At 69.7% G+C, this 17,864-nt stretch carries 11 protein-coding genes; 5 read left to right on the top strand and 6 right to left on the bottom strand.

The features are described from left to right. Positions 1-27: 27 nt before the first annotated feature. The 4 genes from AC3WUT_RS17985 to AC3WUT_RS17970 all read right to left on the bottom strand — a co-directional run bounded on the left by AC3WUT_RS17985 (position 28) and on the right by AC3WUT_RS17970 (position 6,382). A complete protein-coding gene (locus AC3WUT_RS17985) occupies positions 28-3,114 on the bottom strand; it encodes an efflux RND transporter permease subunit (protein ID WP_492348450.1) in 3,087 nt (1,028 codons plus the stop codon). 10 nt (positions 3,115-3,124) lie between these two features. Next, positions 3,125-4,234, bottom strand: a complete 1,110-nt coding sequence (locus tag AC3WUT_RS17980; RefSeq protein WP_492348449.1) for an efflux RND transporter periplasmic adaptor subunit — start codon at positions 4,232-4,234, stop codon at positions 3,125-3,127. Positions 4,235-4,242: 8 nt separating this feature from the next. Beyond that, the gene (locus AC3WUT_RS17975) at positions 4,243-5,730 is read right to left on the bottom strand and encodes an efflux transporter outer membrane subunit (RefSeq protein ID WP_492348448.1); all 1,488 of its coding nucleotides are present in this window, start codon (positions 5,728-5,730) and stop codon (positions 4,243-4,245) included. 64 nt (positions 5,731-5,794) lie between these two features. Continuing rightward, complete coding sequence (locus AC3WUT_RS17970; protein ID WP_492348447.1) at positions 5,795-6,382, bottom strand: IMPACT family protein; 588 nt, start codon at positions 6,380-6,382, stop codon at positions 5,795-5,797. A gap of 78 nt (positions 6,383-6,460) precedes the next feature. Between AC3WUT_RS17970 and AC3WUT_RS17965 the strand changes: the two genes are divergently transcribed. Then, complete coding sequence (locus AC3WUT_RS17965; RefSeq protein WP_492348446.1) at positions 6,461-7,126, top strand: DsbA family oxidoreductase; 666 nt, start codon at positions 6,461-6,463, stop codon at positions 7,124-7,126. 36 nt (positions 7,127-7,162) lie between these two features. Here AC3WUT_RS17965 and glnE read toward each other — a convergent pair whose 3' ends face one another. Further along, on the bottom strand, positions 7,163-9,880 hold the full coding sequence (gene glnE, locus AC3WUT_RS17960; RefSeq protein ID WP_492348445.1) for a bifunctional [glutamate--ammonia ligase]-adenylyl-L-tyrosine phosphorylase/[glutamate--ammonia-ligase] adenylyltransferase: 2,718 nt from the start codon (positions 9,878-9,880) through the stop codon (positions 7,163-7,165). Between the two features lie 124 nt (positions 9,881-10,004). Between glnE and AC3WUT_RS17955 the strand changes: the two genes are divergently transcribed. The 4 genes from AC3WUT_RS17955 to AC3WUT_RS17940 are packed head-to-tail and all read left to right on the top strand — an operon-like array spanning position 10,005 to position 17,674. Further along, positions 10,005-14,084: a YhdP family protein gene (locus tag AC3WUT_RS17955; protein WP_492348444.1), complete on the top strand. Its 4,080-nt coding sequence runs from the start codon at positions 10,005-10,007 to the stop codon at positions 14,082-14,084. After that, on the top strand, positions 14,081-14,896 hold the full coding sequence (locus AC3WUT_RS17950; protein ID WP_492348443.1) for a carbon-nitrogen hydrolase family protein: 816 nt from the start codon (positions 14,081-14,083) through the stop codon (positions 14,894-14,896). The genes AC3WUT_RS17955 and AC3WUT_RS17950 overlap by 4 nt, the downstream gene beginning before the upstream one ends. A gap of 32 nt (positions 14,897-14,928) precedes the next feature. Then, positions 14,929-16,992 carry a two-component system sensor histidine kinase NtrB gene (locus AC3WUT_RS17945; protein ID WP_492348442.1) on the top strand — a complete coding sequence of 688 codons (2,064 nt, stop codon included), beginning with the start codon at positions 14,929-14,931 and terminating at the stop codon, positions 16,990-16,992. A gap of 52 nt (positions 16,993-17,044) precedes the next feature. Continuing rightward, positions 17,045-17,674: a response regulator transcription factor gene (locus tag AC3WUT_RS17940; protein ID WP_027474691.1), complete on the top strand. Its 630-nt coding sequence runs from the start codon at positions 17,045-17,047 to the stop codon at positions 17,672-17,674. Here the strand turns inward: AC3WUT_RS17940 and AC3WUT_RS17935 are convergent. Continuing rightward, positions 17,649-17,864, bottom strand: a 216-nt coding sequence (locus AC3WUT_RS17935) for a hypothetical protein (RefSeq protein WP_492348441.1), incomplete at its 5' end; no start/stop codon positions are given. The genes AC3WUT_RS17940 and AC3WUT_RS17935 overlap by 26 nt on opposite strands.

Below are 17,864 nucleotides of genomic sequence, written 5' to 3'. Positions count from 1 at the left end.
CAAATGAGCGGCCTCCTGCCCAGGTGTTTACGCTTCTTTTTGATCGATCGCGGGGCTGGGGGGCTGCGGTCGGCGTCGCCAGGGGCGCCCCTGTGCCAGGTCATCCAGGGTGGTGAAGACCGCCGGAATCACCAGCAGGCTCAGCAGGGTGGAGGTGATCAAGCCGCCGATCACGGCCACTGCCATGGGCGAGCGGAACGAGGCATCGGCCGCGCCCATGCCCAGGGCGATCGGCAGCATGCCCGCGCCCATGGCCAGGGTGGTCATGATGATGGGCCGGGCCCGTTTGTGGCAGGCGTCCAGCAAGGCCTCGCGGCGGCTCATGCCGTGTTCGCGGCGCGCCAGGATGGCGTATTCGACCAGCAGGATCGAGTTTTTGGTGGCAATGCCCATCAGCATGATCAGACCGATCAGCGAAGGCATCGAAAAGCTCTTTTGAGCCATCAGCAGCCCGACAAAAGCGCCGCCCAGCGACAGCGGCAGGGCCGCCAGGATCGTCACCGGGTGCAGCAGGTGCTTGAACAGCAGCACCAGCACGATGTAGATGCACAACACCCCGGTCAGCATGGCCAGGCCGAAACTGGCAAACAACTCGCCCATCACCTCGGCGTCGCCGACCTCCACCACGTGCACCCCGGGCGGCAGTTGGCGCATGGCGGGCAGGGCCTGCACGGCTTTGGCCACGTCGCCCAGGGGCAGGCCAGAGAGTTCGATCTCGAAGTTCACATTGCGCGAGCGGTCGTAGCGGTCGATCACCGCGGGCCCGCCCGAGGCGCTCAGCGTGGCCACCTGGTCCAGCAGCACCGGGCCCCGGGTGCCGGGCACGCTCAGCCGTCCCAGCAGCGCCAGGTCCTGGCGGGCGGCGGGCTCCAGTTGCACCACGATCGGCACCTGGCGCTGGGCCAGGTTGAGTTTGGCCAGGCCCAACTCGTAGTCGCCCACGGTGGCGATGCGCAGGGTGTCGGCGATGGCCGTGCTGGTCACGCCCAGGTCGGCGGCGCGGGCAAAGTCGGGCCGCACCGCGATCTCGGGCCGCACCAGGCTGGCACTGGAGGCCACGCTGCCCAGGCCGGGAATGGTGCGCAGGTCTTTCTCCACCGCCAGGGCGGCTTGCTGCAGGGCGGCCGGGTCATCGCCCGTCAGCACCAGGATGTACTTCTCGCCCGAACCGCCCAGGCCCACCTTGCTGCGCACGCCGGCCAGCGGCTCCAGCGCGGCGCGCAAGCGGTTTTCCAGCACCGGCTTGGGCGGGCGCTGACCCCGTTCGGCCAGTTGCAGGGTCAGGGTGGCGCGGCGCACCTCCGAGGCGCCCTGGGGCGCAAAGGGGTCGCCACCGGCGCTGCCACCGCCGATCGTGGTGTAGATGCTTTTCACCTCGGAGACGGCGCTCACCCGCTGGCGGGCCTCTTCGGCCGCGGCCCGGGTCTGGGCCAGCGTGCTGCCCGGGGGCAGCTCCAGGTACACCTGGGTCTGCGAATTGTCGTCGGGCGGGATGAAGCCGGTGGGCAGCAGCGGGATCAGCGCCAGCGAACCCACAAAAAAGGCCAGCGTGAAACCCAGCGTGGCCCAGCGGTGGCGCAGGCACCAGGCGGCCCAGCGCAGGTACAGGCGCATCCAGCGCGGGTCGGGCTCGGCCTCGGGCTGGGGCCGCAGCAGGTAGGCCGCCATCATGGGCGTGAGCACCCGTGCCACCAGCAGCGAGGCCAGCACCGCCAGCGCGGCGGTCCAGCCGAACTGCTTGAAGAAGCGCCCGGCGATGCCGCTCATGAACGCCGTGGGCAGGAACACCGCCACCAGGGTGAAGGTGGTGGCCACCACGGCCAGGCCGATCTCGTCGGCCGCCTCCATGGCCGCCTGGTAGGGGCTCTTGCCCATGCGCAGGTGGCGCACGATGTTCTCCACCTCGACGATGGCGTCGTCCACCAGGATGCCCACCACCAGCGACAGCGCGAGCAGGGTGATCACGTTGATCGAAAAGCCCAGCCAGGCCATGCCGATGAAGGCCGGAATCACCGACAGCGGCAGTGCCACCGCCGACACCAGGGTGGCGCGGGCATCGCGCAGGAACAGCCACACCACCACCACCGCCAGCAGGGCGCCCTCGTACAGCAGGTGCATCGAGCCGTCGTATTCATCCTGCACCGGCGCCACAAAGTCGAAGGCCTCGGTGATCTCGACATCGGGCCGCTCGGCGCGCAGCGCGGCCAGGGCCTGGCGCACCGCGGCCCCCACCTCGACCTCGCTGGCCCCGCGGCTGCGTGCCACCTCGAAGCCCACCACCGGCTGGCCATTCAGCAGGGCCGCGGCCCGGGGCTCGGCCACGGTGTCGCTGACCCGGGCCAACTGGCTCAGGCGCAGCGGGCGGCCGTCGCCCAGCGGCAGGGCCAGCGCGGCCACCCCGGCGGCATCCTGCACGGTGGCCAGGGTGCGCACGGGCTGCTCGCCGCCGCCCAGGTCGGTGCGCCCGCCGGCGCTCTCCACCTGCACCTGGCGCAGCTGACGCGACACCTCGGCCGCCGTCACCCCCAGGGCCTGCAGCTTCAGGGGGTCCAACGTCACCTGGATCTGCCGCTCGGCCCCCCCGACCCGGTTCACCGCGCCCACACCGCGCACCGTCAGCAGGCGCCGCGCCACGGTGTTGTCCACGAACCAGGACAGGGCCTCGTCGTCCAGCGCCGCGCTGCGCACGCTGTAGGCCAGGATGGGCTGGGCCGCCAGGTCCATCTTGGTGACGATGGGGTCGCGCACATCGGCGGGCAGGTCGGCCCGCACGCGCGAGACGGCCGAGCGCACATCGTCCACCGCCTCCTGCACTGGCTTTTCCAGGCGGAATTCGGCCGTCAGGGTGACCCCGCCGTCCTGCACCTTGGTGTAGAGGTGCTTGAGCCCCTGCAGCGTGGCCAAGCTGTTTTCGATCTTGCGCGCTACGTCGTTTTCCAGTTGGGCGGGCGCGGCCCCAGGCAGCGACACCGACACCGACACCGTGGGCAGGTCGATGTCGGGAAAGTTCTGCACCTTCATGCTTTGGAACGCCACCAGCCCACCGAAGGTGAGCAGCACGAACAGCATCAGGGCCGGGATCGGGTTACGGATGGACCAGGCGGAGACATTCATACCGGCTTCCTCAGCGCTGAGGGGCGGTGGTGCCGGGGGCCGGCGGGTTGCTCACCCGCACCCGGTCACCCTGGTTCAGAAAGCCGGCGCCCTGCAGCACCACCGTGGCCCCGGGGGCCAGGCCACGCAGCAGCTCCACCTGTTCACCCTGGCGCCGCCCGGTCTCGACCTTGCGCTGCTGCACGGTCTGCTGGGCATCCAGCTCGAACACATAGCTGAAGCCGTCGCGCACCACCAGCGCCTGCTGCGGCAGGGTCAGGGCCGGGCTCTGGCCCAGCTCGAACTCACCGCGGGCAAACAGCCCCGGACGCAGTTCGGGGTGGGGCTTCAGGTCCACATAGACCAGGGCGTTGCGCGTCTGCGGGTCGATGGTGGGGGCCAATTGGCGCAGCTCGCCCAGCACCTGGGCCCCGCTGGGCAGGCCCAAGCGCACTCGGGTGCCACGGCGCAGGCGTGGCAGCTCGGCGGCGGTCACCTCGGCGCGCCACTCCAGCCGGTTCTGCCGGATCAGGCGGAACAGCTCGGTGCCGCTGGCGGGCACCGCCCCCACAGTGGCACTGCGGGCCGAGATCACGCCGCTGTCAGGGGCCAGCACCTGGGTCTGGCGCAGCCGCAGTTCCTGGGCCTGCACGCTGGCCCGGGCGGCCAGCACGCGGGCCTGGGCGGCCCGCTCAGTGCTCAGGGCCTGGCTGATCTGCTGTTCACTCAGGGCCCCGCCGGGCTGCACCTGTCGTGTGCGGTTGGCATTGGCCACGGCTTCGTCGGCGTTGGCTTCGGCCTCCAGCAGTGCGGCGCGGGCCTGGGCCAGATCGGCCTGCACCGTCTCGTCGGCCAGCCGCGCCAGCACCTGGCCGGCGCGTACCGTATCGCCCACATTGACCAGCACCTGGGTCAGGCGCAGCCCCTGCGTCTCCAGGCTGACGAGGGCTTCCTGCCAGGCGGCCACGTTGCCGTTGGCTTGCAACTGCAGCGGCAGGGTCACCTGGCTGGGGCGGGTGGTGCTCACGGTCAAGGCGGGGCGGGCCGTGGCGGGCTCGGCGCCCTGGGCTCCAGGGGCGATCAGCCCCAGCAGGCAGGGCAGGCAGGCCAGCGCGAGGGCGGCGAGTCGTTGGCGGTTCATGTCGGGTCTCACAGGGCGGGGCCGGGGCGGGCCGGGCCCGCGGGGGCGGCGGCTTCTTCGGTGATGTCGGGTGGGGCGTCGGGTGGGGGGGCGGGCAAGCTTGTGTTGCCGTCCCAGCCGCCGCCGGCGGCACGGTACAGGTTGATCCAGGCCAGCTGTCGTTCCAAGGCCAGGGTGCTCAGGCTGGTCTGGGCGGCCAGGGCGCTGCGCCGGGCTTCTTCCACTTCGGCCAGGCTGGCCAGGCCGGCGCGCTGGCGCGTCTGGGTGTGTTGCAACACGCTGTCGTAGCCTTGGCTGGCCAGTTGTGCGTCGTGTCGACGCTGCTGGGCCGAGGCCAGGTTCAGCAGGGCTTCCTCCACCTCGCGCACGGCCTGGCGCACCCGGGCCTGATACAGGGCCACGGCTTCGGTGTAGCGGGCCTGGGCGGCTTGCCGCTCGGCCTTCAGGCGCCCGCCGTCGGTGATCGGAAAGCTCAGGCTCAGCGGCCCCAGCGACCAGGTCGACAGGTGCTGGGTGCTGCCCCGGGCGTCCAGGCGCAGCGCGCTCACCGATCCTTGCAGGCTCAGCTGCGGGTAGCCCGCGGCATCGGCCTGTTGCACCTCGGCCCAGTTGGCGGCCAACTGGCGGGTGGCCTGGACCACGTCGGGGCGTTGCTCCAGTACGCGGGCCGGCAGGCTGCCCAGGCTGAACAGCGTGTCGGGCGGGGCGGGGGGCTCGCTGTCTTGCAGGGTGTCGAAAAAGCCGGGCGTCTGGCCGGTCAGGGCCACCAGGGCGCGCACCTGCACCTCGCACAGGGTCTGTTGCTGGCGCCAGCGTTGCCGGCCCTCGGCGGCGCTGGCCTCGGCCAGGGCCAGTGCCGCGGGCGCCTGCAGGCCTGCCCGTTGGGCCTGTTCCATCCATCGGGCACTCGCCTCGCGTGAGCGGGCATCGGCGGCAGCCAGCCGGGCCTGGGCCCCGCATTGGCGCCATTGGGCGTACTGGCTGGCCACCTCGGCTGCCACGCTCACGCGCGCCTCGTGCCATTGGGCCCGGGCGCCTTGCAGCCGGGCCTCGCTGGCGGCCAGGGCCGCCCGGTTCATGCCGAACAGATCGGCCTCCCAGCTCAGTTGCGGGCCGGCGGAGGCGATGGTGGCCACGCTGCCCAGCGCGGTGGCGTAGCCGCGGCTCACGCTGGCATTGCCGCTGAGCAGCGGTTGCAGCTTGGCAGCCGCCTCGACGCGCTGTGTGCGCGCCTCGACCAGCCGTGCCTGGGCGCTGGCCAGGCCCGGGCTCAGGGCCTGGGCCTGTTCGATCAGGCCTGGCAGCACGGGGTCGTTCCATTGCCGCCACCAGTCGGCCACCGCCTGGGGCTGGCCGCCGTGTGGCAAGGGGGCGGTCCAACGCTCGGGGGCGCTGGTCGGTAGCGGGGGCATGGCCAGGGGCGCGGCACAGGCCGCCAGGGCCAGGGGCAACACGACCAGCAGGGCGCGCCCGATCAGAACGAAAGCGGGTGTCATGGCGGCGGATTTGAGCACAGTGCGCGCGCTCTGGCGGGTGGGCCGTTGCGACCCGGCTGTGGATTCAGTCCGAGACCCAGGCCAGACGGCCCTGGCCCAGCTCGTTGAGGCGCGCCACCAGGGCGGCACTGGCCGTCTCGGGCAGGCTGAAATGCAGGGTCACCACGCTGCCGTGCTGCACCTCGCCCAGTGTGGCGCCCGCCTGCTCCAGCTCACGCCGCACCGTGCCTTCGAGCGCATAGGGCACGCTGCAGGCCAGTGCCCGCATCTTCTGCAGCGTCACTTTCGGCGCCTGCAGCAGGGCCTGGGCTACCGCATCCGTGTAGGCGCGCACCAGGCCACCAGCCCCGAGCTTGACGCCGCCGTAGTAACGCACCACGGTGGCCAGCACGCCCTCCAGGTCCTGGTGGCGCAGCACGTCCAGCATCGGTCGGCCCGCGGTGCCGCCGGGCTCGCCATCGTCCACCGCCGCCGACTGGCCGCCCGCCAGCAAGGCCCAGCACACATGGGCTGCGCCTGGGTGTTGCTGGCGCAATTGCTGCACCACGGCCTGGGCGGCGGCCCGGTCGCTCATCGGCTGGACGCAGCCGATGAAGCGGCTTTTCTTGATCAGCAGTTCGCTGTGGGCGGGGGCACTGAGGGTCTGAGGCATGGGGGCAAAAGCTTAACCCAGGCAAAGGCCGGGCGAATCCCCTACGATGCGCCCATCATCCTGAACCCGAGCTGCGCCATGAACACCACCGCCCCTGCCACCTTGAAGATCGATTTCGTCTCCGACGTGTCCTGCCCCTGGTGCGCCATTGGCCTCAACGGTCTGCAGCAGGCCCTGGACGAACTGCAGGGCAGCGTGCAAGCCGAACTGCATTTCCAGCCTTTCGAGCTCAACCCCCAGATGGGGCCTGATGGGCAGGACATCACCGAGCACCTGGCCCAGAAGTACGGCGCCACCGCCGAGCAGAGCGCCGCCAACCGCGAAGCGATCCGGCAGCGCGGCGAATCGGTGGGCTTTCGTTTTGACATGGCCGCACGGGCCCGCATCTACAACACCTTCGACGCGCACCGCCTGCTGCACTGGGCCGAGGGCGAGGGCCCGGGGCGTCAGCTGGCGCTCAAGAAAGCCTTGTTCGAAGCCTATTTCAGTCACGGGCAGAACCCGTCCGATGCCGAACTGCTGATCCAGCTGGCCGCCGGCGTGGGCCTGGACGCGGCCCGGGCCCGGGCCATTCTGGTCAGCGATGAGTTTGCCGCCGAGGTGCGGGCGCAGGAGCAGCTTTACCAAGGTGCTGGCATCCATTCGGTGCCGGCGGTGATCGTGAACGACCGCCACCTGATTCAAGGCGGCCAGCCGCCGGCGGTGTTTGTGCAGGCGCTGCGCCAGATCGCTGCCGAGGCCTGAGCCCGCGCCAGCGCCCACATGGGCGCCCGGGCGGCTTCAGCCGCCCAGCACCGCCGCACTCAGCGCCATGATGGCGTCGCGCTCGGCCGCCACCTGCTCCGGCTCGACCTGGGTGGGCTCGTCGTTGAGCCGGGCCTTGTGCTGGATGCGGCGCAGTTCGCGGTAGGCCGCAGCCGCCCGCTCGCCCACCCCGGCGGGCAGCAGGCCGCAGGCCTCGGCACGCTGCAGCAGGGCGATGTTGCCCACGTTGTCGCGCAGCCCGGGGTGGCTGGCCGATTGGGCCAGCACCAGGTACTGCACCGCGAACTCGGCATCGACCATGCCGCCCTGGCTGTATTTGACGTCAAAGCGGCCGCTGCGCACCTTGTGGGCGCCGCGCACGCGGTCGCGCATGCTCACGATCTCGTCGCGCAGGGCGGCCGCATCGCGCGGCGCGGTGATCACGGCCTCGCGCACCGCGTCGAAGCGGGCCTGCAGGCCCGGGCTGCCCAGCACGAAGCGGGCCCGCGTCATGGCCTGGTGTTCCCAGGTCCAGGCGGTGTTGCTGCCGCGCTGCTGCTGGTAGTTGGCGTAGGCCTGGAAGCTGGTCACCAGCAGGCCCGAGTTGCCGTTGGGGCGCAAGGCGGTGTCGATCTCGAACAGATCGCCTTCGGCGGTCTTGACGGTCAGCCAGTTGATCAGCTTGCGAACAAAGGCCGAGTACACCTCGGAGGCGCGTTCGTCCTCGTCTTCGTAGACGAACACGATGTCCAGGTCGCTGCCATAGCCCAGCTCTTTGCCGCCCAGCTTGCCGTAGCCAATGATGGCGAACTGCGGCAGGTCGGCGTCGGTGCGGTGGCGGTTTTTCAGCCGCTCCCAGCACCAGCGCACGGTGATCTGCAGCAAGGTGTCGGCCAGCGAGCTCAGGTCGTCGGCCACCTGTTCGACGCTGAGCCGGCCCTCCACATCGCGCGCCAGGGTGCGGAACACCTCGGCGTGGTGGGCGCGGCGCAGCAGGTTGAGCAGGGTTTCGTCGTCGTCTTCGCCGGTCGAACGCAGCGAGCCCACGCGGCGCGCCAGCTCGTCCTTGAGGTCGGCCGCCGAGAAGCGTTCGGACAGCATCGCGTCGCTGGCCAGTTCGTCGATCACGCCAGGGTGTTGCAGCAGGTAGCGCGCCGGCCAACGGGCCGCCCCCAGCAGGTGCATCAGGCGTTCGTGCACGGCCGGGCGCTCCAGCAGCATGGCCAGGTAGCTTTCGCGCCGCAGCAGGGGCTCCAGCCAGTTGATCAGCTGCACCGCGGCGGCTTCGGTCACGCGGTCTTCGCGCACCCACACCGCGCTGCGCTGGACCAGGCGGATCAGGCGCGCCCGGGCGTCCTCGCGCAATGCCTGCACGCGCGGGTGGTTTTGCCACTCCTGCACCCGTTCGCGCAGGGCGGGTGGCAGTTTGTCGAGCAGGCCTTCAATGTCGGCCGGCACGGCGCCGGTCTTGGCGCCGCAACTGCCGCCGCGGCAGCTCTTGCGTTCTTCGCTCTGGCCCAGCAGGGTGTCGAACTCTTGCGCCACCAGCTCGCGGTGGGCGTCCAGTTCGTGCAGGAAGGGGCAGCAGTCGGCAAAGCCCAGGCTGTGCGCGATCCAGTTCAGGTCTTCGTCCTGGGTGGGCAGCAGGTGGGTCTGCTGGTCGTCGAGGAACTGGATGCGGTGCTCGACCCGGCGCAGGAAGGTATAGGCGCGGGCCAGGGCGTTGGCGGTTTCGGCGGGCATCAGGCCCGCATGGGCCAGGCGCTGCAAGGCTTCCAGGGTGGGGCGACAGCGCAGCTCGGGGTACTGGCCGCCGCGCACCACCTGCAGCAATTGCACGGTGAACTCGATCTCGCGGATGCCACCGCGCGACAGTTTGACGTCGTTGGCGCGCGCCGGGTGGCCGGCGCTGCGCCGCGCTGCATGCTCGCGGATCTGGCGGTGCAGGGTGCGCAGCGCCTCGAACACGCTGTAGTCCAGGTAACGCCGGAACACAAAGGGCAGCACCACGCCGCGCAGGGCTTGCACGCCGCTGCCGCTCAGGGCGCTGCGCGGGGCGATGACCCGGCTCTTGAGCCAGGCAAAGCGCTCCCACTCGCGGCCCTGCACCTGAAAGTATTCCTCAAGCGCCGACAGCGACACCGCCGCCGGGCCTGAGTTGCCGTTGGGGCGCAGCGCCAGGTCGACGCGGAACACGAAACCGTGCTCGGTGGTGTCGCCGACCAGGGCGAAGATCATCTTCACCGCCCGGCCGAAATACTCGTGGTTGGACAGTCGGCCGCGCCCATCGGGCAGGCCTGCGGTCTCACCGTCGTGGTCGTAGATATAGATCAGGTCGATGTCGCTGGACACATTGAGCTCACGCGCACCCAGCTTGCCCATGCCGATCACCCACAGTTCGGCGCGTTGGCCGTCCGGGCCCAGGGGGGCGCCGTGCCGGCTGTCAAGTTCGGCCTGCACCTCGGTGCAGGCCACATCCAGGGCCAGTTCGGCCAGCTCGGTGATGCCACGGGTGATGGTGGCCAGATTGGCCTGCCGGTCGCAATCGAGCACCACCAGGCGTTCCATCACCAGCTGGCGCAACACCCGCAAGGCGGCGCCGGTGTCCAGCGAGCGCTGGCGCAGGGCCTGCAGCGCTTCGCGCAGGGTGGCATGGGTGGGGGGCCCCGGGGGCAGCAGGGGCAGCAGATCGGCGTAGCGCCGGTGCAGGCGCTGCACCAGGCGGGACTGGGTGGAGAGTGGCTGTGTGCTCATGGGCCCTCGGATCAGACGGGGGAATGCCCGACGGGCATCCCATTCATTAACAAAACTTCACGGGGTACGCAAAAAACCGTGTTTCCGCTGCGGGTCATAATTCCTGCCACATTCAACAAGCGCCATGAACGACCCGATCCCCATTCCTTCGCGAGGGCTGAAGCTGTTTTCAGCCTTGACGCGCTGGGCCCTGTGGGCGTTGCTGGCCTTCTGGCTCATCCTGGCAGCGTCCTGGGGGGCGCTGCACGGCTGGATTGTGCCCCGAATCGCAGAGTTCCGCCCCGCACTGGAGCGGCAGGCCAGCCGGGCCATGGGGCTTCCCGTGCGCATCGGTCACATCAGCGCCCGCAGTGAAGGCCTGATCCCCACCTTCGAGCTGGAGGACGTGGTGCTGTCCGACCGCGAAGGGCGCGAGGCGCTGATCCTGCCGCGGGTGGTGGCGGCACTCTCGCCGCGCTCGCTGTGGAACCTGGGTTTTCAGCAGCTCTACATCGAACGCCCCGAACTGGAAATCCGCCGCACCCGTGAGGGTCGGCTGCGCGTCGCCGGCCTGGAGATCGACCCGGCCAGCCCGGGCGATGACCGCATCAGCGACTGGGTCTTTTCCCAGGCCGAGCTGGTGGTGGCCTCGGGCATCGTGCACTGGAGCGACGAGCTGCGCGGAGCCGAAACCTTGAGCCTGTCCGACGTCAACGTGGTGCTGCGCAACAGCCCGCGCCGCCACCTGATGCGGCTGGACGGCACGCCCCCGCCCGATTGGGGCGAGCGTTTCACCCTGATGGGGCAGTTTCGCCAGCCCTTGTTGAGCGTGCATCGCGGGCACTGGCGCGACTGGAACGGCCAGTTGTACGGCAGCTTCGATCGGGTCGATGTCGCCCGCTTGCGCCGCCAGATCGACCTGGGTTTTGAAGTGGCCAGCGGTCAGGGCGCCCTGCGTCTGTGGGCGGATGTGGCCAAGGGGCAGTTCACCGGCGCGGTGGCCGATGTGGCCTTGTCTGATGTGAACGTGCAGTTTGCCCCCGACCTGGAGCCCCTGGCCCTCAAGTCGGTGCAAGGGCGGCTGGGGGGGCACCGACTGGCGGGCGGTTTTGATGCCTCGACGACTGGGCTGCAGTTTCTGACCGCCGACGGTTTGCGCTGGCCGGGCGGCAATGCGTTTGTCAGCTACACCCAGCCCGATCCGCGCCACGGCGCCAAGGGCGAACTGCGGGCCGACCGGCTGGACCTGGCCGCCCTGAGCCAGATCGCCAACCGCCTGCCCCTGGGGGAGGCCGCGCACCGCCTGCTCAAGGGTCAGGCGCCGCGGGGGCTGGTCGAGTCGGTGCAGGCCCAATGGCAGGGGCCGGTCGATGCCCCCGAACGCTACAGCCTGAAGGGCCGGGCCAGCAGCCTGGCGCTGGCCGCGCACGATTCGCTGCCTGGGGTGTCCGGCCTGGACCTGGACTTCGACCTCAACCAGGGCGGCGGCAAGGCCTCGGTCAGGATGGCCAATGGCCAGGTCGAGCTGCCCACGGTGTTTGACGAGCCCCTGCTGCCGGTGGACCAGTTGCAGGCCCAGCTGCAGTGGCAGCAGCAGGGTGAGCAACTGGCGCTCCAGGTGGCCGATCTGCGCTTTGCCAATGCCGATCTGCGGGGTGAAGGGCGGTTTCAGTGGCGCAGCGCCGAGCCGGGCAAGGTGCCGGGGCGAGGCCGCTCCCCGGGCGTGCTGGACCTCACGGCCAGCCTCAGCGAGGCTGATGCCACACGGGTTTACCGCTACCTGCCGCGCGCCCTGCCCAAGGATGTGCGCGACTACGTGCGCGAGGCCGTGACGGCCGGCCGCATCGGACGGGCGCAGTTCCGCGTCAAGGGCGATCTGCGCGATCTGCCCTTTGCCAACCCGCGCCTGGGAGAGTTTCGCATCAGCGCCCAGGTGCGCGAGGCCGGCCTCGCCTATGTGCCCAAAAGCCTGATGCCGGCGGGCGCCGCGCCCTGGCCGGCCCTGGCCCACCTCAATGGCGAGCTGATCTTCGATCGCCAGAGCATGCACGTGAAGGGCGCCACCGCCCAGTTCGCCGGCCTGCCCGATCTGCAGGTGGTGCGTGTGGAGGCCGACATCCCCGACCTGATGCACACCGTGGTCGATGTGGACGCCACCGTGCGCGGGCCGCTGGCCGATGCCCTGGGCATCGTCAACAGCTCGCCGCTGAGCCGCATCACCAACCAGGCCCTGGCCCAGGCCGTGGCCACCGGGCCGGCCGAGGTCAAACTCAAGCTCGCGCTGCCAATTGCCCAGATCGAGCGCAGCAAGGTGCAGGGCAGCGTCACGTTCACGGGCAGCAACGATTTGCGGGTGGTGCCGCAGGCCCCCCAGTTGTCGCGGGTGCGGGGCAGCGTGGCGTTCTCCGACACCGGCTTCCAGCTCAATGGGGTGCTGGCCCGGGCCTTGGGCGGCGATGTGCGGCTGGAGGGCGGTATGCGCCCGCCGCCGGTCGGCACCCAGCCGCCCGACCCGGTGCTGCAGTTGCGGGCCAACGGCACGTTCAGCGCCGAAGGCCTGCGCCAGGCCGGTGAGCTGGGCTTTGTGGCCGGACTGGCGGCCCAGGCCACGGGCAGTGCCCCGTATTCCCTGGTGCTGGGCATGCGCCGTGGCCAGCCCGAGATCCAGGTGCAAAGCAGCCTGCAGGGCCTGACCTTGAACCTGCCTGCGCCCCTGGGCAAGGCGGCCGATGCCGTGATGCCGCTGCGCTTCGACAACAGCCTGCTGCGCGAGGCACAACTCCAGGGCCCGCTGCGCGACCAGTTGATGGTTGAACTGGGGCGCCAGGTGCAGATCCATTACGTGCGCGACATCGCCGGCCCCCAGGCCCGTGTGCTGCAGGGCAGCATCGCGGTTGGGCTGGGGCCGGGCGAATCGGCCCCCCTGCCCGACAGCGGCGTGATGGCCAGCGTGCACCTGCCCCTGGTGGATCTGGATGCCTGGGAGCATGCGCTCACCCGCGCCGGTGGCCCGGCCCGGTCCACCGGGGTGGCGTCTTCGGGCAGCGAGGCCAGTGCCCAAAGTTACCTGCCCAATGCGCTGGCCGTGCGCGCCGACACCCTGGTGTTTGACGGCCGCAACCTGCACCAGGTGGTGGTCGGGGGCTCGCGCGAGGGCTCGGTGTGGCGTGCCAACCTTGACGCCACCGAGCTCAATGGCTATCTGGAGTACCGGCCACCGGGCAGCGCCGGTGCGGGGCGGCTGTTCGCTCGCCTGTCGCGACTCAAGCTGGCACAAAGCAACCAGAGCGAGGTCGAGGCCCTGCTGGACGAGCAACCCACCAGCATCCCGGCCCTTGACATCGTGGTGGACGACTTCGAATTGCGCGGCAAGCGCCTGGGCCGCGTCGAGATCGAAGCCGTGAACCGAGGCGGTGAGGGCGCCCAGCGCGAGTGGCGCCTGAACAAGTTCAACATCCTCACCCCTGAGGCCACGCTCACGGCCACCGGCAACTGGGCCAGCCTGCCCCTGCCCACCGTCGGGCCGCGCCTGCTGTCCGAGCGCCGCCGCACGGTGATGAACTTCCGTTTTGACATTCGCGATGCCGGTCAGTTGCTCACCCGCCTGGGCATGCCCGGTGTGGTGCGCCAGGGTCATGGCCCGCTGGAGGGGCAGGTGGCCTGGATGGGCTCACCCCTCACGCTCGACTACCCCAGCATGGCGGGGCAACTCAGCATCCAGGTTGAAGGTGGCCAGTTTCTGAAGGCCGACCCGGGCCTGGCCAAGCTGCTGGGCGTGCTCAGTCTGCAGGCCCTGCCGCGGCGTCTGACGCTGGATTTCCGGGATGTGTTCAGCCAGGGCTTTGCCTTTGACCTGGTGCGCGGCGACGCCCACATCGAGCAAGGCATTGCCAGCACCAACAACCTGCAGATGAAGGGCGTGAATGCCGCGGTGCTGATGGAGGGCAAGGCCGACCTGGCCCGCGAGACGCAAGACCTCAAGGTGGTGGTGGTGCCCGAGGTGAATGCCGGCACGGCCTCGCTGGTGGCCACCGCCATCAACCCGGCGATTGGCCTGGGCACGTTTCTGGCCCAGTTGTTCCTGCGCAAGCCCTTGATGGAAGCGGCCACCCAGGAGTTCCACATCGATGGCACCTGGACCGACCCGCGCATCGTGCGCCAGAGCCGCGGCCCGCGCGACAATCTCCCCGTCAATGTTCCGGCACCCGCAGGAGTCAAACCATGAAAGTCGCCGCCCTTCAGATGGTGTCCGCCACCACGGTCCAGGCCAATCTGGAGCGGGCCGGCCTGTTGCTGGCCCAGGCCGCCGAGGCCGGGGCCGAGTTGGCCGTGTTGCCCGAGTATTTTTGCCTGCTCGGCCGGCGCGACACCGACAAGCTGGCCGTGCAGGAGGCCCCCGGCCACGGCCCGATCCAGGACTTTCTGGCCCGGCAGGCACGCACCCTGGGCCTGTGGATCGTGGGTGGCACCCTGCCGCTGTCCACCGGCCAGCCCGAGCGCGTGCGCAACAGCAGCCTGGTCTGGTCGCCCGCGGGCGAGCCCGTGGCCCGCTACGACAAGATCCACCTGTTCTGCTTCGACAACGGGCGTGAACGCTACGACGAATCGCGCGTACTTGAGGCCGGCACCGAGCCCGTGTGCTTCGACCTGCCCTCGCGCGATGGCCAGCGCTGGCGCATCGGCCTGTCGGTCTGCTATGACCTGCGCTTTCCCGAGCTGTACCGCACTTACGCGGCGCAGGGCGCCGATCTGCTGCTGGTGCCCAGTGCGTTCACCGCGACCACCGGCGAGGCGCATTGGGAGCTGCTGCTGCGCGCCCGGGCCGTCGAGAACCTGGCCTATGTGCTGGCGCCGGCCCAGGGGGGCGAACACGAAAACGGTCGCCGCACCTGGGGTCATTCGATGCTGGTCAACCCCTGGGGCCAGGTGATGGCCTGTCAGGCCCAGGGCGTGGGCGTGGTGTTGGGCGAGCTGGATCGCGAGCAACTGACCACCTGGCGACAGCAATTGCCCGCGCTGGGCCACCGCGTGCTGTGAGCGCGGACGAATTCGCTCCGCCCCCCGGGCCCTTGCGGTCCCGCGGTTGGCAGGCGCGCCTGCTGCCCCTGGGCTGGCGACGCTGGACGCTGTGGCTGTTGCTGGCTGCCCTGGTGCTGGTGATGCTGGGCATCATGGTGTACTTGGCCGGGCGCTATGAGGCCAGCCAGGTGCAAAGCCGCCTGGAGCGCGACACCTCGGACGCCCTGAGCGACATCCGCGGGGGGCTGACGCGCAATGTGCAAAGCCTGCAGGCGCTGCAGTCCAGCAACCCCACCCCCAACTCCTGGGCCATCGATGCCGCCGAGATGCTGCGCCAGCACCGCGAAATCATGCGCATCGAGTGGCGCGACGCGGGTCTGCGCCCCTTGGCCCACGTGGACACGCCCTACCGCGGCAACCTGTTCGGCCGCGGTGCCGTGGACGGCCAGGGTGGACGCGAGCGGGCGCAGACCGACGTGTCGCTGGCCTGTGCCAATGCGCGGCGCTTCAATGGGCCGGCCTATTCCAGCTCGTATTTCGTGCCCAGCAACGACGGTCTGGGCCTGGAAGTGATCGAGATGTGCCTGCCCCTGATCACCTCGGGGCGGGTCGCGGGCTACGCGGTGACCACCTACGCCCTGCAGGAAGTGTTGGCCAACCTGGTGGGGCGCCAACTGGCGCGCAGCCAGGAGATCTCCTTCACCGAGGCCGACGGCACGCGCCTGGCCCTGCACGGGTCGGCACGGCGCGGGGTGCGCATGTTCACCGCCCAGCAACTGCTGGACCTGCCGGGCAACACCCTGGTGCTGCGCCTGGACAGCTGGCACAGCGCGCCCAGCCTGTTTCCCAACGTGATGACGGCCCTGGTCACGGCCATGGCGATTGCCCTGGTGTCGGTGCTGGTGCTGCTGGCCAAGGACACGCGCCGGCGCCTGGCCGCCGAGCGCGACCTGGCCGATGCCCTGGCCTTCCGCAAGGCCATGGAAGACTCCCTGGTCACGGGCTTGCGTGCGCGTGATCTGCAAGGCCACATCACCTATGTGAATCCGGCCTTCTGCCAGATGGTCGGTTTCAGCGCTGAGGAACTGTTGGGCCACGGTGTGCCGGCGCCTTATTGGCCCCCCGACCGGGTCACCGAGTACGAACAGCGTCAGGCCATCCGGCTGGCCGGCAATGTGCCGCCGCGCGAGGGCTTCGAGTCGGTCTTCATGCGCAAGGACGGCACGCGCTTTCCGGTGCTGGTGATCGAGGCGCCCCTGATCAACGCCCAGGGCTTGCAGACCGGCTGGATGAGTGCCTTTCTCGACATCAGCGAACAGCGCCGCATCGAAGAGCTGTCGCGTGCCTCGCAAGAACGCCTGCAGGCCACCGCCCGCCTGGCCACGGTGGGCGAGATGGCCTCGCTGCTCAGCCACGAGCTCAACCAGCCCCTGGCCGCCATCTCCAGTTATGCCACCGGCTCGATGAACCTGCTGCGCCACCAGGGGGCCAGTGCCCCGCCTGACCTGGACATGGCCCTGCGCCGCATTGCCGAGCAGGCCGAACGTGCCGGCCGGGTGATCAAGAGCGTGCACGATTTTGTGCGCCGCCGTGACCAGGCCCGCGAGCCGGTGGCCGCCCGGGCCCTGCTCGAAGCCATCATGCCCCTGGTCACGCTGCAGGCGCGCAAGCTCGGGGTGCGCGTGATCACCGACATCGAGCCGGGCCTGCCCGAGGTGCTGTGCGACCGCACCATGGTCGAGCAGGTGCTGCTGAACCTGGCGCGCAACGGCATGCAGGCCATGGAGCCTTGCGAGCTGGCCCAGCGGGTGCTGCGCATCGAGGCCCGCAAGGCCGCCTCCAACGAATCCAGCGGCTGGCTGGAGTGGCGTGTCATCGACCATGGGCCGGGCATCCCGAAAGAGGTGGGCGAGCAACTCTTCACCCCTTTCTTCACCACCAAGGCCGAGGGCATGGGCCTGGGCCTGAGCCTGTGCCGCACCGTGGTCGAGCAGCATGGGGGTTACCTGGGCTTCGAGGGCCAGGCGCCAAGGGGTACCATCTTCAGCTTCACCCTGCCGGTGAAAAAAGGCCCCACGGCCGCGGCTTTGAATGCGACCGTGAGCACGGCCTGAGCGCCGGCCGGCCACCCTGTTTTCTTTTTCTGATCCGACGGAACCGATCCTCATGGAACCCTCGCCCGACGCCACCGTTTTCATTGTGGATGACGACGCCGGAGTGCGCGACGCGCTGGCCTGGCTGCTGCGCTCGCGCCATCTGCTCAGCGAGGTGTTCGAAAGCGCCGAGCAGTTTGACGCCGCCCTGCGCTCGCGCCCGGCCCCCAGCCACCCTTGCTGTCTGCTGCTCGATGTGCGCATGCCCGGCATGAGCGGGCTGGCGCTGTTCGACCAACTGATCGAGCGCGGCCTGCAGGCGGCCATGCCGGTGATCTTCCTGACCGGCCATGCTGATGTGCCGACAGCGGTCGATGCGGTCAAGCGCGGGGCTTTCGACTTCTGCGAAAAGCCGTTTTCTGACAATGCCCTGGTCGACCGCATCGAGCAGGCCCTGCAGCGCTCGGCCGAGGTGCTGGCGCAACACCGGCAGCACCGGGGCTTGCAGGTGCGGCTGACGGAGCTGACCGAGCGGGAGCGCGATGTGATGCGGCTGGTGGTGGAGGGCTTGCCTAACAAGTTGATTGCGGATCAGCTCGACATCAGTGTGCGGACGGTGGAGGTGCACCGGTCGCGGGTGTTTGACAAGATGAATGTCAAGTCGGCTGTTGAGTTGGCTAATTTGTTGAGGAGTTTGGGGTGATGTGGCTTCGCCACTGAGCTTGTCTGCCTTGGGTGGCAATGGATGGTTTGCCTTGTTCATTGATTGAAGGCTTTGTCTTGCCGCTGCGCTCTGTGGCTTCTGCTCTTTGTTTGAGGGCGGAGGCCGGGGGTTCGTCCCGGCGGCCGAGGCACTTTTCTTTGCTTCGCCAAAGCAAAGTACCCAAAAGAAA

The sequence above is a fragment of the Curvibacter sp. EU05-FHT14A10 genome, from assembly GCF_058791075.1.
The sequence above is the reverse complement of the archived record's forward strand: the minus strand, read 5'-3'. Positions and strand labels throughout refer to the sequence as shown.